At 48.3% G+C, this 18,376-nt stretch carries 13 protein-coding genes, 2 tRNA genes, 3 rRNA genes and 1 other annotated feature; all 18 genes read left to right on the top strand.

Translation table 11 applies throughout. From position 1 onward, the window contains the following. The first annotated feature begins 11 nt into the window (after positions 1-11). Positions 12-1,262, top strand: a complete 1,251-nt coding sequence (locus tag MKZ13_RS24300; RefSeq protein WP_036605911.1) for an Rne/Rng family ribonuclease — start codon at positions 12-14, stop codon at positions 1,260-1,262. 56 nt (positions 1,263-1,318) lie between these two features. After that, positions 1,319-1,403: a sequence feature (ribosomal protein L21 leader region), on the top strand. A 14-nt stretch (positions 1,404-1,417) separates the two neighbouring features. Continuing rightward, complete coding sequence (rplU, locus tag MKZ13_RS24295; RefSeq protein WP_017692620.1) at positions 1,418-1,729, top strand: 50S ribosomal protein L21; 312 nt, start codon at positions 1,418-1,420, stop codon at positions 1,727-1,729. A 14-nt stretch (positions 1,730-1,743) separates the two neighbouring features. Beyond that, positions 1,744-2,073: a ribosomal-processing cysteine protease Prp gene (locus tag MKZ13_RS24290; RefSeq protein ID WP_036605912.1), complete on the top strand. Its 330-nt coding sequence runs from the start codon at positions 1,744-1,746 to the stop codon at positions 2,071-2,073. 23 nt (positions 2,074-2,096) lie between these two features. Then, positions 2,097-2,408 (top strand): 50S ribosomal protein L27, encoded by a 312-nt coding sequence (gene rpmA / locus MKZ13_RS24285; RefSeq protein WP_017692622.1) that lies wholly within the window; start codon positions 2,097-2,099, stop codon positions 2,406-2,408. 90 nt (positions 2,409-2,498) lie between these two features. Continuing rightward, a complete protein-coding gene (locus MKZ13_RS24280) occupies positions 2,499-3,296 on the top strand; it encodes a Spo0B domain-containing protein (RefSeq protein WP_017692623.1) in 798 nt (265 codons plus the stop codon). Positions 3,297-3,313: 17 nt separating this feature from the next. Continuing rightward, positions 3,314-4,624, top strand: a complete 1,311-nt coding sequence (gene obgE / locus MKZ13_RS24275; RefSeq protein WP_076216952.1) for a GTPase ObgE — start codon at positions 3,314-3,316, stop codon at positions 4,622-4,624. 228 nt (positions 4,625-4,852) lie between these two features. Further along, positions 4,853-5,290: an ACT domain-containing protein gene (locus MKZ13_RS24270; RefSeq protein ID WP_017692625.1), complete on the top strand. Its 438-nt coding sequence runs from the start codon at positions 4,853-4,855 to the stop codon at positions 5,288-5,290. A 61-nt stretch (positions 5,291-5,351) separates the two neighbouring features. Then, on the top strand, positions 5,352-6,638 hold the full coding sequence (locus tag MKZ13_RS24265; protein WP_221820856.1) for a homoserine dehydrogenase: 1,287 nt from the start codon (positions 5,352-5,354) through the stop codon (positions 6,636-6,638). Positions 6,639-6,753: 115 nt separating this feature from the next. Next, positions 6,754-7,824 (top strand): threonine synthase, encoded by a 1,071-nt coding sequence (thrC, locus tag MKZ13_RS24260; RefSeq protein ID WP_036605915.1) that lies wholly within the window; start codon positions 6,754-6,756, stop codon positions 7,822-7,824. Further along, positions 7,821-8,789, top strand: coding sequence for a homoserine kinase (gene thrB, locus MKZ13_RS24255; protein ID WP_221820855.1), 969 nt, complete (start codon positions 7,821-7,823; stop codon positions 8,787-8,789). The genes thrC and thrB overlap by 4 nt, the downstream gene beginning before the upstream one ends. Then, entirely contained in the window at positions 8,786-9,658 is an 873-nt protein-coding gene (gene pheA, locus MKZ13_RS24250) for a prephenate dehydratase (RefSeq protein ID WP_221820854.1), read from the top strand. Before thrB ends, pheA begins: the two co-directional genes overlap by 4 nt. Before the next feature lie 148 nt (positions 9,659-9,806). After that, the gene (gene ilvE / locus MKZ13_RS24245; protein WP_017692630.1) at positions 9,807-10,691 is read left to right on the top strand and encodes a branched-chain-amino-acid transaminase; all 885 of its coding nucleotides are present in this window, start codon (positions 9,807-9,809) and stop codon (positions 10,689-10,691) included. Positions 10,692-10,886: 195 nt separating this feature from the next. Further along, a complete protein-coding gene (locus MKZ13_RS24240) occupies positions 10,887-12,515 on the top strand; it encodes a LysM domain-containing protein (RefSeq protein WP_221820853.1) in 1,629 nt (542 codons plus the stop codon). A gap of 549 nt (positions 12,516-13,064) precedes the next feature. After that, positions 13,065-14,617 (top strand): 16S ribosomal RNA (locus MKZ13_RS24235). A gap of 312 nt (positions 14,618-14,929) precedes the next feature. Continuing rightward, positions 14,930-17,857 (top strand): 23S ribosomal RNA (locus tag MKZ13_RS24230). A 78-nt stretch (positions 17,858-17,935) separates the two neighbouring features. Next, positions 17,936-18,052, top strand: a 5S ribosomal RNA gene (gene rrf, locus MKZ13_RS24225). Together the 16S, 23S and 5S rRNA genes with 2 tRNA genes alongside form the textbook arrangement of a ribosomal RNA operon. 84 nt (positions 18,053-18,136) lie before the next feature. Then, positions 18,137-18,212 (top strand) — tRNA-Asn (locus MKZ13_RS24220). Positions 18,213-18,216: 4 nt separating this feature from the next. Further along, positions 18,217-18,288 (top strand) — tRNA-Glu (locus MKZ13_RS24215). The last annotated feature ends 88 nt before the right edge of the window (positions 18,289-18,376 follow it).

Raw genomic sequence — 18,376 nt, 5'->3', positions numbered from 1 at the left:
GAGGTGAAGCCATGAAACAAATGATAGTACATAATGAACATAACCTCATGCAAATGGCGCTTCTGGAAGAAGGCAAAGCTGTGGAATTTACGGCAGAGCGTACACGTGATCGTGGACTGCTGGGTTCCTTTTTCAAGGGACGGGTCGTGAATGTGTTACCAGGTATGCAAGCTGCTTTTGTGGATATTGGTCAGAAAAAGAATGCGTTCCTCTATGTGGACGATGTGTTGCATCCCCATCTGGAGAAACAGCCCAAGGTGAAGCCTTCCATCTCGGAGTTGCTTCGCCCGGGTCAGGAAGTCATTGTTCAGGTTCTGAAAGAACCGGTAGGAGGCAAGGGAGCCCGGGTGACGACTCATTATTCACTCCCGGGCCGTTGGCTTGTCTACATGCCTGTTGCTGACTATGTAGCGGTATCCAAGAAAATTGCCCGTGAAGGGGATCGTTCCCGTCTTAAGGCACTTGGGGAGCAACTGAGGCGGGATGAAGAAGGACTTATTATTCGGACCGTATCTGGAGAAGAGCAGCATGAAGCCATTAAGTCGGACTTGGAAACATTACGCGCGCAGTGGTATCTGATTCGTGAAAAAGCGGACAGTTTGCCTTCACCAAGCCTCTTGCATCGGGATCATAGCATGGTACAGCGAATCATCAGAGATGTGTATACGCCAGGGAGTGACGAAGTCATCACTGATAGTGAAGGACAAGCCCGTGAGGTAAAAGCATTGCTCGAAGAGATTAGTCCTGGTCACCAACCCAAAGTACAGGTGTATCGGGGAACAGAATCCATCTTTGCAGCCTATGGTGTGCAGGAACAGTTGAATAAGGATTTTGCCCGGAAAGTGTGGTTGCCCGGAGGCGGATACATTGTTATTGATCATACCGAGGCTCTGACTGTCGTGGATGTGAATACGGGGAAGTATACGGGAGCTGGCGGTGACAGTCTGGAAGAGACCGTGACAGAGACCAACATACAGGCAGCAGTAGAGATTGCCCGTCTGATGCGCCTGCGGGATATCGGTGGCATGATTATTGTCGACTTCATTGATATGGAGGAAGCCTCGAATCGGCATGAAGTCGCAGCAACCTTGGAGGGTGAGCTCAAGAAGGATCGGACCAAAGCGTTTGTAATGGGTTGGACCAAACTGGGTTTGCTCGAACTTACCCGTAAGAAAGTGCGGGAAGAAAGTACGTTGCCCTATGTGGAGCCGTGTTCTTCCTGCCATGGAACGGGAAAAAGATATATTTCACCTTTGCATTGATTTTTGATATATTGCGTGATATAATCTTCAAGTATGTGTTTAGCCTAATGGTCTTGCACATGCTGTAACCGCACTGGCCGGGTATAAGAACAGTTCCGCAAGGACACTGTCACCTGAGAACGGGCGAGTCTGAGACATGAGGAGGTGCAAGGCAAATGTACGCAATTATTGAAACAGGCGGCAAACAGTACAAAGTCCAAGAGGGCGATGTTCTGTTCATCGAGAAATTGACTGCGAACGATGGCGAAAGCGTAACGTTCGACCGTGTCCTGGCTGTATCTAACGATCAAGGTTTGACAGCAGGTACACCATTGATTTCCGGAGCTACTGTAACGGCTAAAGTGGAGAAACATGGCAAAGGACAAAAGGTTATCGTATACAAATACAAACCTAAAAAGAACTACCATGTGAAGCAAGGTCACCGTCAACCGTACACTAAAGTAACTATCGAAACAATCAAAGCGTAAAGAAGGTGCGATAAGTGATTATCGTTCAAATCTTTCGTGATGAGGACGGGAACATCGAACGTTTTTCCATTGAAGGGCATGCTAATTTTGCCAAGCGGGGAGAAGACATCGTATGTGCCGGGGTATCCGCTGTTACAGTGGGTACGGTGAACTCGATTGAAACATTGACCGGTGTCGAAATGGATGCCAAGATGAAGAATGGCTTTTTAAGCGGTTCTTTACCTTTGTTAGAGAGAGGGGAAACCTGGTCCCAGGTACAATTGTTACTCGAATCCATGGTGGTTATGCTCTCTAATATTGCAGAGTCATACGGGAAGTATATTAAAATACAGCAATTCAAATAAGCAAAGAAGGAGGACAACCAATCATGTTGAAATTAAATCTTCAGTTATTCGCATCGAAAAAAGGTGTAGGTTCCACGAAGAACGGACGTGACAGTAATGCTCAACGTCTGGGTGTTAAACGTGCTGATGGTCAAACTGTAACTGGTGGTAGCATTCTCGTTCGCCAACGCGGAACGAAAATTCACCCAGGAACTAACGTTGGCATCGGTAAAGATGACACTTTGTTCGCGAAAATCGACGGCGTTGTAAAATTCGAACGTTGGGGACGCGATCGCAAAAAAGTAAGCATCTATCCTGTTAATGTTGCTCCTGTAGCAGCAGCAGTAGAAGCGTAATATCGGCATTCCGCCTAAGGAGCCTTCGGCATTTTTGCCGAAGGTTTTTTGTATTCAACGGTTATTCGATAATGAACTGGCAGAAAAGACATGTTATACTTGGTTACGGTGGGTGTAGACCAACCGAGTTTTGTAGAACGGGGAGAAGCCATGAAATCTTGGAAAAGAGTGCCGTGGATTGCGGCATGTTCACTTCTGATTCCTTTGGTTTTCGTTATGTTGTATCCGGCGATGATCTCAAGCGTCGTGTGCGCATTGTGGTCCGTCGCAGTATTGCTCATTTCTGTGAATGCGATGAAGAAACAGGCCGAGGCGGAACGCAGAGCCATCATACAATCCATGGAAAAAACAGCAATTGCTTCATTAAATCATCATCGACACGACTGGATGAACGACCTTCAGGTGTTATATGGATATCTTCGGCTGGGCAAACTTGATAAATCCTTGCAATGTGTGGAAAGAATAAAAGAGCGGGTTACAGAAGAAAGTCGAATCTCCAGATTAGGCATTCCTTCCCTCGTATTTTATCTTCAGTCTTTTCGGGCCAGTGGAATCGCGCTGGAATTGCATGTGGAAATAGAAGATGAGTTGCAGCTTAGTGCTCTGGTCTCTCCCGAGGATGGCGAGTCACTTACCGGGGCCATTGCAGATGCAATCAGGGCCTATCAATATGGCGGCGGCCGGTCTTCTTGGGGAGAGGTTCGCAAACTGACCTTGAACTTCGGACAGGATCATGGAGATGTGGTTGTCCGACTGGACGGGGATCAAACACCCGATCCGGAAACACTGCGGCAGCTTACTGCCGTGCTCAAAGGAAAAAAAGTCAGAACGGAGCAGTTTCCGTCTGAGGATACGTTTATACAATTCAGAATGCCGTGTGGAATATAGGAAGAAGGGGTTAACCAATGTTTGTAGATAAAGCGAAGATTTATGTAAAAGCCGGAGACGGAGGGGACGGAATTATTTCTTTCCGTCGTGAGAAGTATGTACCAAACGGCGGACCTGCCGGGGGCGATGGAGGCAGAGGAGCTGACATCATTTTCCGCGTGGATGAAGGTTTGCGTACGTTGATGGATTTCCGTTACCAGCGTCACTTCAAGGCCCCACGTGGTGAGAAGGGACGTAATAAAAGTCAGCATGGTGCAAACGCGGAGAATATGATTGTGCGCATTCCACCAGGAACTATCATCTTGGATGAAGACAGTGGAGAAGTACTGGCGGATATGACACGTCACGGTCAACAGGTTGTTATTGCTCGTGGTGGTCGGGGCGGACGGGGTAACATCCGATTTGCTACACCGAACAATCCTGCACCTGAACTTGCTGAGAACGGTGAAGAAGGACAAGAGCGTTACATCGTACTCGAACTGAAAGTTATGGCAGATGTTGGTCTGGTTGGTTTCCCGAGTGTCGGGAAATCCACATTGCTTTCTGTCGTTTCGTCAGCCAAGCCAAAGATCGGGGCATACCATTTCACAACCATTACACCGAATCTGGGTGTAGTCGGTGTAGGAGAAGGCCGAAGCTTTGTTATGGCCGATTTGCCTGGACTGATTGAAGGTGCACATGAAGGAGTCGGACTGGGGCATGAGTTCCTGCGTCATGTTGAGCGTACTCGTATTATTGTTCATGTCGTAGATATGTCGGGTTCAGAAGGACGCGATCCTTTTGAAGACTGGCAGAAAATCAATGACGAATTGAAGTTATACAATCCGCTTCTCGCCGAGAGAACGCAAATTGTAGCAGCTAACAAGATGGATATGCCAGACTCTGAAGCGAACCTGGAGCAATTTTTACAGCAAGTTCGCGAAGTTCAACCTGATATTGAAGTGATGCCAATTTCATCCTTGACCCGGAAAGGTATTCAAGAACTTCTGTATCGTGCAGCTGATCTGCTGGATCAGGTTCCAGACGAGCGAGTGGTTGAAGAGGTAGCAGATGTATCTGAACGTAAAGTATACAGTCTGGACAAAAAAGAAGACGATGGTTTCAAAATTGTGCGTGAGAACGAAATGTTCGTTGTCGAAAGTGCCAAGATTGACCGCATGATGAAACGGATGCAACTGAACTCGCATGAAGCTATACTGAAACTCGCACGTACACTTCGTTATATGGGTGTGGACGCTGAGTTGCGTAAGCGCGGAGCTGTAGAAGGCACCATCGTGCGTATTGGAGACTTTGAATTCGAATTCGTGGAAGGCAGCAGTTACTATTAAGTAGCTGTCTTCCGTGGAGAGACAGATCGATATAGGAACGCAGAGAAGTGGGAAGTTGACCCGCAACTCTGCGTTTTTTTGTTTTTTCCTGACATGGGAGAGGGATAAACTTGTATACTGTGAGGAACGTATTTCAAAAAATAGGCGTGTCATGTATTGCCCTTTTGTCATAGATCCTATATAATGTCCACTATATGAATACATGAGTCTTTGAGGAGAGGACGTTCTGTGAACGAACGCTATTACTTAGTACGGGAAGATATTTTACCAGAGGCAGTGGTGAAGACCATGCAGGTAAAAGAACTACTGGCTTCTGGCGATGTTAAAACAGTGCATGAGGCGGTTGAACAGGTCGGATTAAGCCGGAGTGCCTTTTACAAGTACAAGGATGGAATACATCTGATCAACCAGCTTGAGCGCGAGAGAATTGTAACGATCTCCATTGACTTGGAGCATCAGTCGGGTATCTTGTCTCGTGTGCTTGGACATGTAGCTGGTTATGGAGCTAATGTACTCACGATTAATCAGAGTATCCCGCTTCAGGGAAGAGCCAATGTTGTCATTTCAGTGGAAACGACACATCTTCATGGTGAAATTGGTGAAATGCTGGATCGAATGCAAGATATGCCTGGAGTAAGACGCACACGTATAGTAGGCCAAGGGTAATTAGGCTTTAATAACATACAGGACTGACAGACAAGAATAGACATTAGGGGGTAGATCGTTAGTGAAACCAGTAAAAGTCGGATTGTTGGGTCTGGGAACTGTCGGAACGGGAGTCGTTCGCATTGTGGAAGGGAATCAGGAGGATCTGAGCAGTCAGGTTGGATCGCCGATTGTCATCGAGAAGATCGCAGTGAAAAATACAGAGAAAGAACGTGTTATTGCTGTAGACCGTGCCAAGCTTACGGAAGATCCTTGGGAAGTCATTCGTCATCCGGATATTGATGTCATCGTTGAAGTCATGGGCGGCATTGATCAGACGAAGGAGTATATTCTTGAAGCGTTGGAACGTGGGAAGCATATCGTAACAGCAAACAAAGATCTCATGGCACTGCATGGTACAGAGATTTTGGCGAAGGCACAGGAAAAACAATGTGACGTGTTCTATGAGGCGAGTGTTGCTGGAGGGATTCCGATCATTCGTACGCTGATTGAAGGTTTCTCTTCTGACCGGATTACCCGCATTATGGGGATTGTGAACGGAACAACGAACTTTATTCTGACCAAAATGAGTCAGGAAGGTGCATCCTATGAAGAAGTACTGACTGAAGCACAGGCTCTGGGATACGCCGAATCGGATCCAACATCCGATGTGGAGGGACTTGACGCAGCTCGAAAAATGGCGATCTTGAGTACACTCGGTTTCCGCACCAATGTGGAGTTGAAGGATGTAACCGTTAAAGGAATATCCTCCGTGACTCGTGAAGACATTATGTATGCCAAAAGACTGGGCTATGAGATGAAGTTACTTGGTATTGCGGACCGTATTGGCGATGAGATCACGATCAGCGTTCAGCCGACAATGGTTAGACAGAATCACCCGATTGCTTCAGTCAACGGTGTGTTCAACGCAGTATATGTACACGGTGAAGCTGTAGGGGAGACAATGTTCTACGGTGCGGGTGCGGGAGAACTCCCAACGGCAACTTCGGTTGTAGCTGACATTGTGGCGGTTACCAAAAACCTTAAACTTGGCGTGAACGGTCTCAAAGCAATTGTGCCTTATAAGATTAAGCGACTACAAAGCGACGAGCAGATCGTGTCGAAAAACTTTATTTTACTACACGTAGACGACAAAGCCGGGGTGTTGGCACAAATCACACAAATTTTCGCAGAGTATGATGTCAGTCTGGCGTCGGTTGTTCAACAGCCGAATGAGCACAACCCGGATGCCGAGATCATTATCGTTACACATAATGCAAGTAAGGCAAGCATGGATAAAGTGTTAAAACATTTTGAATCACTCAGCGTCATTCGCCGCATTAAGAGTGTCTACCGGGTCGAAGGATAATAGTTCTTATCCCATACGGCATCTCAATTATTTCAGTTATAACGTACAAGTTAATCATATCCGGTTCAACAGGTCATCATTTCAGATTAATAAAACATAAAGGAGTTTACCCATAATGAGATATCAAGGACTTTTGCAAACGTACAGAGAGCACCTTCCAGTTAATGAAAATACACCCCTGCTTACGCTTCAGGAAGGAAATACACCGTTGATTCATGCAGAGAATCTGTCTGAGGAACTCGGTTTAAATGTTTACTTCAAATACGAAGGTTTGAACCCTACGGGATCTTTCAAAGACCGCGGTATGGTTATGGCTGTTGCCAAAGCTATGGAAGAGGGCAGCCGTACGATCATGTGTGCATCCACAGGTAATACGTCAGCAGCTGCAGCGGCCTACGCCGCACGTGGTGGCCTCAATTGTATCGTACTGATCCCGAATAACAACATTGCACTGGGTAAACTGGCCCAAGCCATGATCTATGGAGCCAAAGTGATAGCGATCAATGGTAACTTTGACCGTGCACTGGAGATTGTGCGTGAGATCACAGCCAAACATCCGATCACGCTTGTAAACTCTGTGAATCCGTTCCGGATTGAAGGACAGAAGACAGCAGCGTTTGAAGTAATTGAACAACTTGGCGAAGCGCCTGACGTTCTGGCTATTCCAGTCGGTAATGCGGGTAATATCTCGGCTTATTGGAAAGGTTTCAAAGAATATAAAGAGGCAGGTAAATCCAACACGCTTCCACGTATGGTTGGTTTCGAAGCAGAAGGTGCGATGGCCATAGTCAAAGGTGAGCCGATCCTTGAACCTGAAACGGTAGCAACAGCAATTCGAATCGGTAATCCGGCGAGCTGGAAAACGGCAGTAGCTGCAGCTGAGGAATCTGGTGGACAGATCAACTATGTAACGGATGAACAAATCCTTACAGCGTATCGTACACTTGCTTCTCGGGAAGGAATTTTTGCTGAACCTGCTTCTGCGGCTTCCCTTGCTGGTGTATACAAACTGAAGAGTGAAGGGTACTTTAAAGGCGGAGAGACTGTAGTTTGTGTACTGACAGGTAATGGCCTGAAAGATCCTAATATTGCGATCAAAACAGTAGCGACTGAGCCACTTGTTGTTGAAGATACGGAAGAAGCGGTAATGGCGGCCATTGCACAACTGGAGCAGCAATCTGTATGAGTTTGCGTGAAAAGGTAACCGTAAAAATACCTGCAAGCACAGCCAATCTCGGTCCGGGGTTTGATACCCTGGGCATGGCATTGTCTTTGTATGCCTGGTTGGAAATGAAACCTGCCGAGCAGACGTCATTTCATCTTCACGGCAATCATTTGACAGGCCTGCCAACAGATAAATCGAATTTGATTTACGAAGTGGCACAGATGGTATTCAATGAAGCTGGGGTATCCGTCCCTGAATTGGAGATTTCCATGTATTCGGATATTCCGCTTACGCGGGGACTCGGGAGCAGTGCATCAGCCATCGTTGGGGCATTGGCAGCGGCTAATGCATTAATTGGTGCTCCTTTATCCGATGCGAAGCTTCTGGATATGGCCACATCCCTTGAGAAGCATCCTGATAATGTTGGAGCATCTCTGTATGGCGGTATTATTACGGCTGCATGGAATGGTCAACAGGTAGATCATATACGTATTGAACCACACCAGGATCTGCAGGCTTTGGTTATTGTACCTGAATTCCAGCTGTCTACTTCAAAAGCAAGGAATGTAATTCCAGAGCAATTTGGCATGTCTGATGTGGTGCATAACATTAGCAGATCCTCACTGCTCGTTGCCGCTATGGCGAGTGGACGACTGGATATGATTCAGAAGGCGATGTCAGATCGAATTCACCAACCATATCGGGCATCATTGGTGCCAGGCATGGCTGAGATATTGGAACATGCCGTCGATCATGGAGCGTTGGGAGCTGCCCTGAGCGGAGCTGGACCGACCGTATTGACTTTGGTAGATCGTCATGACACCCGGAAAGCGGGATTGGAACAATATTTGCTGGACACCATGGAGCGGGAGGGCATATCTGCTTCTGCACTGTGGCTCGATCCGGATTTGGACGGTGTAACCGTGCTGCCTGATCAAGACGAACGTCCTTTTCTGGACAGAATCAAAGGGGAAGTTAATGCATGAAACGAATTGCAGTATTACCTGAAGGATCAGTTTCTCATGAGGCAATTGATTTCCTTTTCAACGGGGAACCATTAGACTTGCTTCATTCCAAGCTGATTTCGGATGTGTTTAGAGCAACGGATAGCGGGATTGCACAATACAGTGTCATTCCGATTGAAAATACCATTGAAGGCTCCGTTAGTCTTCATATGGACTGGCTTGTGAATGAAGTAGATATTCCGATGCAAGCAGAGTGGGTATATCCATCTATCCAGAATGTGATTGGACATGGCTCGGAATTTAAGACAGAGAGTGGCGAGTATGACTTTGGTAGAATTACCAAGATCATGTCTCACCCTGTGGCTATTCCACAGTGTCAGAATTTTATTCGGCTGCATTCGCCTGGGGCGGACCTTGAAGGTGTGAACAGTACGGCCGAAGCTGTAGAAATTGTGAAAAAAAATCCGGGTAAGGGCTGGGTGGCGATCGGTACCAAGCTTGCTGCTCAGAAGCATGGGTTGGACATTATGGCTGAAAAGGTTACAGATCATGACAACAACTACACCCGTTTTGTGCTCATCGGCCATGAACCTGTGAACATTCCACGTGAACCGGATCATGTAAAAACCAGCTTGCTGGTGACATTGCCAGAAGATGCACCGGGTGCGTTGCATCAGGTATTGTCGGCTTTTGCATGGCGGAAGCTGAACTTGACCCGTCTCGAATCTCGTCCAACGAAGAAACGATTGGGCAGTTACTATTTTTACATTGATGTTGTGGAAACGGTCGATTCGGTATTGCTTACCGCAGCCATGGCAGAGATTGAAGCATTGAATTGTCAGGTGCGCGTTCTGGGTAGCTATCCTTGTTATACATATCCTTCAAGATAATTGACCTGGTGGTGTTTGGGAATGTTAGAAGGTTGTCATAAGTCGGGATAGAATGAGCGAGTAATGGCTTGTCATTTGGTGTACAATGGACGGGTTAATAACGTTTCGGAGTACAGTGAATGGATATTTTATGGAGGTGCAGTCATCGGTGGCAGAACAATGGATCTATTTGGATGGTCAGTATGTGACCAAGGAGAACGCAACCGTTTCGGTATATGATCATGGATTTTTGTATGGAGACGGGATTTTCGAAGGTATTCGGATCTATAACGGAAATATTTTCAGATGTAAGGCCCACTTGGATCGTTTGTATGATTCGGCGAAATCCATCAGTTTGAACATTCCGCTGTCCATTGATGAGATGCTGGAAGTCATGGCTGAAACGGTGCGCCGCAATGATATGCGTAATGGTTATATTCGTCTTATTGTATCGCGCGGCCCTGGTAATCTGGGGTTGGACCCGTTACGTTGCCCTAAGGCATCCGTAATCATCATCGTGGAGCAATTGGCGATCTATCCCGAGGAAGCGTATCTTACTGGATTGAAAGCCGTGTCGGTATCCCAACGCCGGAACATTCCGGACGCATTGAATCCAAAAATTAAATCGTTGAACTATCTCAATAACATACTGGTTAAAATCCAGTCTAACTATTCAGGTGCTGGTGAAGCAATCATGCTGAACTCCCAAGGTTACGTTACTGAGGGTTCAAGTGATAACATCTTCATCATCAAAAATGGTGTAGTGTACACGCCGCCTTGTTATCTCGGAGCACTTGAAGGGATTACACGTCAAGCGATTATCGATCTATGTGGCGAACTGGAGCTTGAATTAAAAGAAGTGCCATTCACCCTGCATGATGTGTATATCGCAGACGAAGTCTTTTTCACCGGGACAGCTGCAGAAGTTATCGCTGCATATGAAGTGGATGGAAGAACAATTGGCACGGGGGTAGCAGGTCCAGTAACGCTGAGACTGCTGGAAGCATTTCGTCAGATTGTTGACAAAGATGGATATAAAGTGTGGGAATCTTAAGTTAGAATTGCATAACATAGGGAACAGGAATCCTCCTTGTCCGATAAAATTCTGCATACCTGGTGTATGGGGATTTTAGAGACAGGAGGATTTTTTTTGTTTAGTTGATGTCATTAGCCCGGTTTCTGCATAGGATGTAGTAACGGTATGGGCGAATGTACTGCCCAAGTATGACGTCTAGGAGGTTAGTTCCCTGTGAAAATACACATGGTGAAAAAAGGCGACACATTATATCTGCTGTCCCAAAAATACAATGTAGCGCTGGACAAATTGATCGCGGCTAATCCGCAAATCACAAATCCCGACAAGCTGGATATTGGCATGAAGGTCAAAATCCCTGCAGAGCCAGTAACACCGAAGCCGGAGGGTGTGCTCCACAGTCACAAGGTGCAGCAAGGAGATTCGTTATGGAAGTTGGCACAAGCCTGGGGAGTTCCTTTAAAAGATATGGTCAATGCCAATCCACAGTTGAAAAATCCGAACGCTCTGCTGGTGGGGGAGACAGTTTACATTCCATCTATGCACGCACAAGGAAACAGCACATCTAATCCGGGTGCCGGCAACATTGCTGCTCATGAAAAGTTGTCACCTGAAGGTAAGGAATATACGGGAGTCAAAGAACCGGAGCCCCCGGCTCCAGTTACGCCAACTCCCCCTGCCCCGGTAGCAGAGGTTCCTGTTCCGGTCCCGGTGCCTGCTCCACCACCTGCCAATCCGGTAATGCCGAATGTAATGCCGGAACTGGAGGTACTGCCGCAGTTACCAGAGCTTCCTGAAGTGAAGCCGGAAAAGGAAACGCACAAAAAAGAAGAGGTTAAAACCGAAGTTCATGTAAAACCGGTAGCAGAATCCAAGAAATATACAATGCCTAATCTTTCGCCTGAAATTACGCCTTTGCCTGTAATGCCTAATACAAAGTCTCCAACTGAGGTTGCACCAGCAACGAAAAAGCCTTGTGGTTGTGGTAATAAGTTGCATCATGCGCCAGCCGAACACCCTTATGTTCAAATCCCGGTTCCTGCACAAGAGGTGTATGGTGCGCAGCAAGACATGTACACGGCAGGAGCGAGTAACAATACGTCGTTTCCGGGGATTCCGGAAGTTAGTCCTTATAGTAGCAGTGATCTGCCAAACAGTCCGTGGACTGGTGCGGAACAGGGTTATAACCACAATAACGTTATGCCGAATCTGTCCGCAGCAATGCAAAACAACTCATTTCCGATTGCGCCAGCTGCCGAAGTGAATAGTCCATTTCCGACGTATGCAGCACCTGGTCATATGAATCATCAGCCGCCTTTCATATCTCCATACTCAATGCTTCCGTACCCTCCATGCGGATGTGGCTCACATACACATATGCCTCAGTATACTTATCCTTCTCATGGTTATCAGGATCCGGCTTGGAATATGTATGGTCCTTCGTACGGTATGCCGCCTGAAATGTCCACATCCACGATGCCAAACCAGCCTATTGAGTATGCTTATCAGAATCCGTATCCTACTCAGAACATGGTTCCGCCGTCTCCGCTTGGAGCATTTGGTGAAATGTATCCTCCTCATGGGCAAGGAAAGGGTGGTAAAAAAGGGGGGCGTGAAGACGCTAACTTAAGTCAGGTAGCAATTGAAGAGGTTGGATCAGATTCGGAAGGGAAGTCCAAGCAAGCAGGGAATAAGCTGGCAGCTGCAAAACGCAGAACAACCAAGGCTCCTCTGAAGAATAAATCCAAAGTATCCGTGTCCGGGAAAACATCCAGAGAGGGTGCAGCTCCTTCTAACCAACGGAAATCCGATAAAAAGCGTCGTAATCCATGGATACAAAACTAACCTAGCGCGGATTGCGATTGATGAAAAAGTCAGGTGCATGTTTTATTTAGTGGGAAGTCTGCTCTGTAATGGAGAGAGGCTTCCCGCTTTCCTTAATAAACATTGAGTTTCGCATTACGGAGATACAGCTGTTCTGGAAATGATAAAGAGCATTTTTTTGAGAAGTTGTTGTAAACCCTTTCATAAATGTGTTAAAATATTTGTACCCTATGAGCGTAAGCTATTATGATAGGACAAGATAGGGAACGGATATGGTAGCTTTAGCTAATGCAAAACTACTAAAGAAAAGAAATGAAAAAAACTGTTGCATTACATTCAGCCGTATGATATATTATTTAAGTCGCCGCTGAAACACACGGCTGACACGGGAAACACAAGAGATAATGAAACAAGTTTGATCTTTGAAAACTGAACAACGAGTGAGTAAACATTCTGCTTGCAGAATGAACGCGAAAGTTAGAGACAAGCCTTGGCTTGAATCGACTGGAGCACAAATGAGATTTTTAATCTCGTCAGATTCAAAATGAGCTTATCGCTCTTTTCAATACTTTATTGGAGAGTTTGATCCTGGCTCAGGACGAACGCTGGCGGCATGCCTAATACATGCAAGTCGAGCGGAGTTGATAGGAAGCTTGCTTCCTTGATACTTAGCGGCGGACGGGTGAGTAACACGTAGGCAACCTGCCCTCAAGTTTGGGACAACTACCGGAAACGGTAGCTAATACCGAATAGTTGTTTTCTTCGCCTGAAGGAAACTGGAAAGACGGAGCAATCTGTCACTTGGGGATGGGCCTGCGGCGCATTAGCTAGTTGGTGGGGTAACGGCTCACCAAGGCGACGATGCGTAGCCGACCTGAGAGGGTGATCGGCCACACTGGGACTGAGACACGGCCCAGACTCCTACGGGAGGCAGCAGTAGGGAATCTTCCGCAATGGGCGAAAGCCTGACGGAGCAATGCCGCGTGAGTGATGAAGGTTTTCGGATCGTAAAGCTCTGTTGCCAGGGAAGAACGCTTGGGAGAGTAACTGCTCTCAAGGTGACGGTACCTGAGAAGAAAGCCCCGGCTAACTACGTGCCAGCAGCCGCGGTAATACGTAGGGGGCAAGCGTTGTCCGGAATTATTGGGCGTAAAGCGCGCGCAGGCGGTCATTTAAGTCTGGTGTTTAATCCCGGGGCTCAACCCCGGATCGCACTGGAAACTGGGTGACTTGAGTGCAGAAGAGGAGAGTGGAATTCCACGTGTAGCGGTGAAATGCGTAGATATGTGGAGGAACACCAGTGGCGAAGGCGACTCTCTGGGCTGTAACTGACGCTGAGGCGCGAAAGCGTGGGGAGCAAACAGGATTAGATACCCTGGTAGTCCACGCCGTAAACGATGAGTGCTAGGTGTTAGGGGTTTCGATACCCTTGGTGCCGAAGTTAACACATTAAGCACTCCGCCTGGGGAGTACGGTCGCAAGACTGAAACTCAAAGGAATTGACGGGGACCCGCACAAGCAGTGGAGTATGTGGTTTAATTCGAAGCAACGCGAAGAACCTTACCAGGTCTTGACATCCCTCTGACCGGTACAGAGATGTATCTTTCCTTCGGGACAGAGGAGACAGGTGGTGCATGGTTGTCGTCAGCTCGTGTCGTGAGATGTTGGGTTAAGTCCCGCAACGAGCGCAACCCTTATATTTAGTTGCCAGCACTTCGGGTGGGCACTCTAGATAGACTGCCGGTGACAAACCGGAGGAAGGTGGGGATGACGTCAAATCATCATGCCCCTTATGACCTGGGCTACACACGTACTACAATGGCCGGTACAACGGGCTGCGAAATCGCGAGATGGAGCCAATCCCAACAAAGCCGGTCTCAGTTCGGATTGCAGGCTGCAACTCGCCTGCATGAAGTCGGAATTGCTAGTAATCGCGGATCAGCATGCCGCGGTGAATACGTTCCCGGGTCTTGTACACACCGCCCGTCACACCACGAGAGTTTATAACACCCGAAGTCGGTGGGGTAACCGCAAGGAGCCAGCCGCCGAAGGTGGGATAGATGATTGGGGTGAAGTCGTAACAAGGTAGCCGTATCGGAAGGTGCGGCTGGATCACCTCCTTTCTATGGAGAATCGTTTCCTGCAACGGAAACATTCAAATACAAAATCTAGCCAGGTCGGCTAGTTACTCACTCGTTGCTCAGTTTTGAGAGCTCAAACTCTCAAACAGCTTGCTTTTGCATGGAGCTTGTTCTTTGAAAACTAGATATCGAAACGAAACAAACGCGAATTAGAACATTCCTTTTTAGCTGAACTTGTGTTAAACAAGTTTAAATAAAAACGGTAGATTGCACGTACGATGGTATCGGGTGAGAGCGACTTTTGGCTTTGCACAAGCAAAACAAGGGAAGCGAGCAGTCGAAACCGGAGCACGAGGTTAAGCTACTAAGAGCACACGGAGGATGCCTAGGCGCTAGGAGCCGATGAAGGACGTGGCGAACAACGAAACTGCCTCGGGGAGCTGTAAGCAAGCTTTGATCCGGGGGTGTCCGAATGGGGAAACCCAGCTGGGGTAATTTCCAGTTACTCACAACTGAATACATAGGTTGTGTAGAGGCATACCAGGGGAACTGAAACATCTAAGTACCCTGAGGAAGAGAAAACAATAGTGATTCCGTCAGTAGCGGCGAGCGAACGCGGAGAAGCCCAAACCAGAGAGCTTGCTCTTTGGGGTTGTGGGACGTCTCACATGGAGTTACAAAGGAACCGGTTAAGCGAAGAGGTCTGGAAAGGCCCGCCAAAGAAGGTAAAAGCCCTGTAGTTGAAAGTTGGTTCCCTCCGAGACGGATCCCGAGTAGTGCGGGGCACGTGAAACCCCGTATGAATCCGGCAGGACCATCTGCCAAGGCTAAATACTTCCTAGCGACCGATAGTGAAGCAGTACCGTGAGGGAAAGGTGAAAAGCACCCCGGAAGGGGAGTGAAATAGAACCTGAAACCGTGTGCTTACAAAAAGTCAGAGCCCGTTTTAGGGGTGATGGCGTGCCTTTTGTAGAATGAACCGGCGAGTTACGTTCCCGTGCAAGGTTAAGGTGAAGAGCCGGAGCCGCAGCGAAAGCGAGTCTGAATAGGGCGACTTAGTACGTGGACGTAGACCCGAAACCGGGTGATCTACCCCTGTCCAGGGTGAAGGTGCGGTAACACGCACTGGAGGCCCGAACCCACGCATGTTGAAAAATGCGGGGATGAGGTGGGGGTAGCGGAGAAATTCCAATCGAACTCGGAGATAGCTGGTTCTCCCCGAAATAGCTTTAGGGCTAGCCTCGGAAAACAGAGTCGTGGAGGTAGAGCACTGATTGGGTGCGGGGCCCGCAAGGGTTACCAAGCTCAGTCAAACTCCGAATGCCATAGACTTACTTCCGGGAGTCAGACAGTGAGTGCTAAGATCCATTGTCAAAAGGGAAACAGCCCAGACCATCAGCTAAGGTCCCCAAGTGTGTGTTAAGTGGGAAAGGATGTGGAGTTGCACAGACAACCAGGATGTTGGCTTAGAAGCAGCCATCATTGAAAGAGTGCGTAATAGCTCACTGGTCGAGTGACTCTGCGCCGAAAATGTAACGGGGCTAAACACACCACCGAAGCTATGGCTTGATGCTTTGCATCAGGGGTAGGGGAGCGTTGTATAAGGGTTGAAGGTGTACCGTAAGGAGCGCTGGACATTATACAAGTGAGAATGCCGGTATGAGTAACGAAAAGATCAGTGAGAATCTGATCCGCCGAAAGCCTAAGGGTTCCTGAGGAAGGCTCGTCCGCTCAGGGTAAGTCGGGACCTAAGGCGAGGCCGAAAGGCGTAGTCGAAGGACAACAGGTCGAAATTCCTGTACCACCGTAAGCCGTTATGAGCAATGGGGGGACGCAGTAGGGTAGTGACGCGGACTGATGGATGTCCGTCTAAGCAGTGAGGCTGATGTGTAGGCAAATCCGCACATTGTAAGGCTGAGCTGTGATGGGGAGCGAAAATTATAGTAGCGAAGGTCATGATCTCACACTGCCAAGAAAAGCCTCTAGCCAGGTGATGGTGCCCGTACCGCAAACCGACACAGGTAGGCGAGAAGAGTATTCTAAGGCGCGCGGAAGAACTCTCGTTAAGGAACTCGGCAAAATGACCCCGTAACTTCGGGAGAAGGGGTGCCCCGGTAGTGTGAATAGCACGAGGGGGCCGCAGTGAAAAGGCCCAAGCGACTGTTTAGCAAAAACACAGGTCTGTGCGAAGCCGTAAGGCGAAGTATACGGGCTGACGCCTGCCCGGTGCTGGAAGGTTAAGGGGAGTGGTTAGGGAGTAATCCCGAAGCTGTGAACCGAAGCCCCAGTAAACGGCGGCCGTAACTATAACGGTCCTAAGGTAGCGAAATTCCTTGTCAGGTAAATTCTGACCCGCACGAATGGCGTAACGACTTGGGCGCTGTCTCAACGAGAGATCCGGTGAAATTTTAATACCTGTGAAGATGCAGGTTACCCGCGACAAGACGGAAAGACCCCATGGAGCTTTACTGCAGCTTGATATTGAATTTGGGTACGATCTGTACAGGATAGGTGGGAGCCTTTGAAGTGTGAGCGCCAGCTTGCATGGAGGCAACGTTGGGATACCACCCTGATCGTATCTAGGTTCTAACCTGGTACCGTAATCCGGTGCGGGGACAGTGTCAGGTGGGCAGTTTGACTGGGGCGGTCGCCTCCTAAAGAGTAACGGAGGCGCCCAAAGGTTCCCTCAGAATGGTTGGAAATCATTCGAAGAGTGCAAAGGCATAAGGGAGCTTGACTGCGAGACCTACAAGTCGAGCAGGGACGAAAGTCGGGCTTAGTGATCCGGTGGTACCGCATGGAAGGGCCATCGCTCAACGGATAAAAGCTACCCTGGGGATAACAGGCTTATCTCCCCCAAGAGTCCACATCGACGGGGAGGTTTGGCACCTCGATGTCGGCTCATCGCATCCTGGGGCTGAAGTAGGTCCCAAGGGTTGGGCTGTTCGCCCATTAAAGCGGTACGCGAGCTGGGTTCAGAACGTCGTGAGACAGTTCGGTCCCTATCTGTCGTGGGCGTAGGAAATTTGAGAGGAGCTGTCCTTAGTACGAGAGGACCGGGATGGACGTACCGCTGGTGTACCAGTTGTTCCGCCAGGAGCACCGCTGGGTAGCTATGTACGGACGGGATAAACGCTGAAAGCATCTAAGCGTGAAGCCCCCCTCAAGATGAGATTTCCCAGTATGTAAGACCCCTTGAAGACGACGAGGTAGATAGGCTGGGGGTGGAAGTGCAGCAATGCATGGAGCTGACCAGTACTAATCGGTCGAGGGCTTATCCAATAGCAAGTTGTAATTCGCATGTTTCGTTTCGAATCTAGTTTTCAGAGAACGATCTCTGAATGTAAGCTAAGCTATGCGTTTGGTGGCGATGGCGGAGGGGTTCCACACGTACCCATCCCGAACACGACCGTTAAGCCCTCTAGCGCCGATGGTACTTGGACCGCAGGGTCCTGGGAGAGTAGGACGCCGCCAAGCGAACTCTTTCATCATACATAGAAAACAGGCTCTGCATGTTGATGTTGTACGATGAATTGCATTTGCAGTGCAAATGCATATTATTCCCTGATAGCTCAGTTGGTAGAGCACTCGACTGTTAATCGAGTTGTCACAGGTTCGAGCCCTGTTCGGGGAGCCAGTAAGGCCCGTTGGTCAAGGGGTTAAGACACCTCCCTTTCACGGAGGTAACAGGGGTTCGAATCCCCTACGGGTCATAGCTATATTTATAGCTTTAACAAGGGATGAGAATCCCAAAGGTTCGTCGGAGGATATACCTCGTTAGCAACTGCTTCGCAGTCTCGA

The organism is Paenibacillus sp. FSL R5-0701 (assembly GCF_037973995.1).
In the GTDB taxonomy this organism is placed as follows: Bacteria; Bacillota; Bacilli; order Paenibacillales; family Paenibacillaceae; genus Paenibacillus.
Note: the sequence above shows the minus strand (reverse complement) of the source record. Positions and strands in the feature narration are given on the sequence as shown.

Coding starts and splice junctions, on each gene's coding strand:
- MKZ13_RS24300 (WP_036605911.1), top strand. CDS start 12: ATGAAACAAATGATAGTACATAATGAACATAACCTCATGCAAATGGCG.
- rplU (WP_017692620.1), top strand. CDS start 1,418: ATGTACGCAATTATTGAAACAGGCGGCAAACAGTACAAAGTCCAAGAG.
- rpmA (WP_017692622.1), top strand. CDS start 2,097: ATGTTGAAATTAAATCTTCAGTTATTCGCATCGAAAAAAGGTGTAGGT.
- MKZ13_RS24280 (WP_017692623.1), top strand. CDS start 2,499: ATGTTATACTTGGTTACGGTGGGTGTAGACCAACCGAGTTTTGTAGAA.
- obgE (WP_076216952.1), top strand. CDS start 3,314: ATGTTTGTAGATAAAGCGAAGATTTATGTAAAAGCCGGAGACGGAGGG.
- thrC (WP_036605915.1), top strand. CDS start 6,754: ATGAGATATCAAGGACTTTTGCAAACGTACAGAGAGCACCTTCCAGTT.
- thrB (WP_221820855.1), top strand. CDS start 7,821: ATGAGTTTGCGTGAAAAGGTAACCGTAAAAATACCTGCAAGCACAGCC.
- pheA (WP_221820854.1), top strand. CDS start 8,786: ATGAAACGAATTGCAGTATTACCTGAAGGATCAGTTTCTCATGAGGCA.